Origin of the sequence: Nonomuraea sp. NPDC049141, from assembly GCF_040648415.1 — a bacterium.
GTDB lineage: Bacteria > Actinomycetota > Actinomycetes > Streptosporangiales > Streptosporangiaceae > Nonomuraea.
Map to the genome: position 1 here is coordinate 1 of NZ_JBEZDR010000085.1, position 4,047 is coordinate 4,047.

General features: G+C 71.3%; 3 protein-coding genes. 2 read left to right on the plus strand and 1 reads right to left on the minus strand.

The window, feature by feature from the left end; all coding sequences use genetic code 11:
* The first annotated feature begins 129 nt into the window (after positions 1 to 129).
* Entirely contained in the window at positions 130 to 1,962 is a 1,833-nt protein-coding gene (locus AB0B91_RS64380) for a S9 family peptidase (protein ID WP_089003752.1), read from the plus strand.
* A 57-nt stretch (positions 1,963 to 2,019) separates the two neighbouring features.
* Here AB0B91_RS64380 and AB0B91_RS64385 read toward each other — a convergent pair whose 3' ends face one another.
* Complete coding sequence (locus AB0B91_RS64385; protein ID WP_089002508.1) at positions 2,020 to 3,348, minus strand: condensation domain-containing protein; 1,329 nt, start codon at positions 3,346 to 3,348, stop codon at positions 2,020 to 2,022.
* 154 nt (positions 3,349 to 3,502) lie between these two features.
* On the opposite strand from AB0B91_RS64385, the gene AB0B91_RS64390 reads away from it, so the two are divergent.
* Positions 3,503 to 4,047, plus strand: a 545-nt coding sequence (locus tag AB0B91_RS64390; protein ID WP_358342866.1) for an NAD-dependent epimerase/dehydratase family protein, incomplete at its 3' end; no start/stop codon positions are given.

The following is a 4,047-nucleotide window of genomic DNA, read 5'->3' on the forward strand; positions in this document are numbered from 1 at the left end:
GGCGGTCGGGAAGGCCGCGCGGCAGGCCCTGGCCGAGCCGCCGCCGGCGTTGCTGAGCACGGACGACGCGATCGCCCAGTATCCGCGGCTGCACGACTGGTGGCGTTCCGCCCCGGTGAGGAGCACGACATGAGCGCTGACGACGTACCCCTGATTCCGTACGCCACGCTGTTCGGTAACCCGGCCTACCTGAAACCGGAGATCTCCCCGGACGGCACCCGCCTGCTGTTCCTGGCACCGTACGACGGCGTGCTGAACGTCTGGAGCTCCCCGGTGGACGACCCGGGCGCCGCCACGCCCGTGACCCGGGACCGGCGCCGGGGGGTCCGCACGTTCGGCGTCTGCCACGACGACCGCACGCTGTTCTACCTGCGCGACGCCGACGGCGACGAGAGCTGGCGGCTGTATCTGGTCGACCTGGTGACCGGCGCGGAGCGCTGCGCCACCCCGTTCGACGGAGTCCAGACGCGGATCATGGCACACAACCGGTGGCATCCGGACGTCGTCCTGCTCGGCCTGAATCGCGACCAGCGGCACCTGCACGACGTGTACCGCTTGGACCTGCCGACCGGCACGCTCACCAAGGTCGCCACGAACCCGGGGTATCTGAGCTGGATCGTCGACACCGACCTGCGGGTCCGCGGCGGCACGCGGATGCGCCCGGACGGCGGCACCACCATCGAACTGGACGGTGAACCCTGGCTCGACGTCCCGTACGAGGACACCATGGGCACCCGCGTCCTCGGATTCACCCGCGACGGCGCGACGTGCTATCTGCTGTCGTCGATCGGGGCCAACGCCAACCGGCTGTACGCGGTCGACACCACCACCGGTGCGCAGACGCTCCTCGCCGCGGACCCCACGTACGACATCCGCCGTGTCGAGCTGGACCCGGCGACGCGCCGACCGGAGGCGGTCGTGTTCGCCAAGGACCGCGACGAGCGCGTCTTCCTCGACGAGGAGTACGCCAAGGACCTGGCCCGCATCCACAGCGACCTGGCGGTGGCCGGCATCGACGCCGAGGTGTACGTCGATCGCACCGACCGCGCCGACGAACGTTGGATCCTCTCCGTGGTCACCAGCGCCGACCCGGTCCGCTACTACCTCTACGAACGCCGTGCCGGCCGGCTGACGTACCTGTTCAACCACCAGCCCGAGCTGGACCGGTACCGGCTCGCCCGGATGGAACCCTTCACGTTCACCGCCCGCGACGGCGTCACCGTGCACGGCTACGTGACCTGGCCACCCGCCGCCGAGCGCCGGGACCTGCCGGCTGTCGTGAACGTGCACGGCGGGCCGTGGTCACGCAACTCGTTCGGTCTGGACGAGGAGGCGCAACTGCTGGCCAACCGGGGATACGCCTGCGTCCAGGTCAACTTCCGCGGCTCCACCGGCTACGGCAAGCACTTCCGCAACCTCGGCACCAAGCAGTGGGGTGCCGCGATGCACACCGACCTGCTCGACGCCGTGGACCACCTCGTCGCGTCCGGCGCCGTCGACCGGTCCCGGCTCGCGATCATGGGTTGCTCATACGGCGGGTACGCGGCCCTGGCCGGTGTGGCGTTCACCCCCGGGGTGTTCGCCTGCGCGATCAGCCTGTGCGGCCCGTCGAACCTGCTGACCATGCTGGCCGGCGGGGCGCCGTACCGGACGCCGCTGGCCGCGTTCATGCGGACGCAGGTGGGCGACCCGGAGACCGAGCAGGACATGCTGTGGCAGCGGTCGCCGCTGTCGCGGGTCGAGGACATCACCGTCCCGGTGCTGGTCGCGCAGGGTGCCAACGACGTACGGGTCACCCAGGACGAGGCGGAACAGATCGTCGCCGCGCTTCGCGCCAAGGGCGTGCCGTACGACTATCTGCTCTTTCCCGACGAGGGCCACGGCCTGACCCGCCCGGAGAACCGGCAGGCCTACTACGAAGCCGTCGAACGTTTCCTGGCCGAGCACCTGGCCACGCGTTGACCACCACCCGGCCAGCGCCGGCCTGCGGAACGGCGGGCGACGTCGGCGGCTTCGCGACTATTCCGCCCGGGTGCCGGCCGGGTGGACCGATCCGTCCCGGGTGAGCTCGCCGACCGTCTCCCGCCACAGGGCCAGCAGTCGGTGCAGATCGTCCGCTCCGAGCACGTCCGCCGCGCCGATCAGCAGCGTGTTCGTGTCGGACGGGGACTCGGTGACGAACATGAGCAGCTCGATGGACGCCTGTGGGTGATCGATCTCCATCGCTCGCACGTCGACACCGTCCAGCGCCCAGTTGAGGTCCACGTCCTCCCGCGCGTACGCCAGCACGACCTGGTAGAGCGGGTTCCGGCGGGTGCCTCCCTCGCGCCTCTCGGCGGCGTGGGCGATCAGCGAGGCGATGGGGTAGTCACGCCGCCGCAGCGAGTCGCGTACGAGCGTCCGGCACTCCTCGAAGGTCCGCTGCAGGCCCGCGGACCGGGGCGAGCGGGAGCGCAGGAGGATCAGGTTCTGGAAGAAGCCGACGGTGTCGAAGTCCTGCGGCCGCAGTCGGGTGTCCACGGCCGTGACGAGGCTGACGTCGTCGGTCCCGGAGAACTGCTTCAGCGCCCAGAGCAGCGCGGTGACGTGGATGATGAAGCGCGTGCAGCCCAACCGCCTCGCCGCGGCGCCCATGCGAGCGGAGATCTCCGGGCCGAGCAGACCCTCGGTCACCACCGGCACAGTTGTCTCCGCCTCGAGATCGGTCAGGAATCGTGGCGGCAGCGGCGTGAGGAGATCGAGGATCTCCGGCGAGTCCTCGATGCTCGGGAACGTGTTCCGGACGGCGGACGAATCGTAGGCGTACGGCTCGGCGAGATCCTCCGACCGGCCCGCGTAGAGCGCGGCCAGATCGCGCTGGAGAACCGCCCTCGAACGCTCGTCGATCGCGATGTGGTCGATGACCAGTAGGAGGCTGTGGACGCCTGGCGTGTGCGGGATCAGGATCGCCTGGAGCATCGTGTGGCGGTCCGGGGACGTGAACCGGTGGGTGGCGCCGTCGAGGACGTCGCTCACGTGCTTGCGTATCTCGTCCTCGTCCGACAGCCCGGTGGCCGGTGCGATCGTGAACACGTCCGGGCCCTCGCCCGGATGGACGATCGCCAGGACCTCTCCCGATTCCGCGAACGCGTAGTTGGTGCGGAGGATGGTGTGCCGGCGGACGAGTCCGATCAGCGCGTCGCGGAGCCGGTCGACGTCCAGCGCCCCGCGGATCAGCAGGTGGGTGCCCACGATCTGCGCGGGCGGGCCGCCCGGCGCGTGACGCCCCTTGATCAGGCGGCTCTGGGTCAGCGACGCCGGATAGACGGTCGCCCGCGGCCGGCCGCTTCGATCGAGGTGGTTCTCCATCCTGCCCACCCTTTCCGCCGCTCGCCCCGCGACCGCCGCCCCGCGCCGCTGCCGTGATCGAGTCCGCCGGACGCGACCGCGAGCGTACTAGTTTTCGGCGGGAGCCGTTGCCCCAGAAGCGATTGACGCGCTGCGGAACGGGTAGGGGTCGGGCATGCGGATCGTGGTGGTGGGGGCGACCGGCAACGCGGGCACCGCGGTGTTGCGCCGGCTGCGGCGGGAACGCGGAGTGGATCTCGCCGGGGTGGCCCGCCGGCTGCCCGGGCCGGAGTGCGGTGAGCCGTACGAGCAGGTGGAGTGGCACTCCTGCGACGTCGGCCTGCCCGGCGCCGCCGACCAGCTCGCCGAGGTCTTCGCCGGGGCCGACGCGGTGGTGCACCTGGCCTGGCAGATCCAGCCCAGCCACGACCAGCGCGTACTGCACCGCACCAACGTGGGCGGCAGCGCGGCCGTGATCGACGCCGTGGTCCGCGCCGGCGTGCCGGCTCTGGTGTACGCGTCGTCCGTCGGCGTCTACGCGTCCGGCCCGAAGGACCACCCGGTCTCCGAGCGCTGGCCGGCGACCGGGGTGCCCGGCTCGTCGTACAGCCGGGACAAGGCCGAGGTGGAGGCGTTGCTCGACCGGGCGGAGCGGGAGCACCCGGAGCTGCGGGTGGTGCGGCTGCGGCCCGGACTGAACTTCCAGCGGGCGGCGGCCAC

Excerpts from the sequence above, each read along its gene's own strand:
- AB0B91_RS64380 (WP_089003752.1), top strand. The coding sequence starts at position 130 with ATGAGCGCTGACGACGTACCCCTGATTCCGTACGCCACGCTGTTCGGT.
- AB0B91_RS64385 (WP_089002508.1), bottom strand. The coding sequence starts at position 3,348 with ATGGAGAACCACCTCGATCGAAGCGGCCGGCCGCGGGCGACCGTCTAT.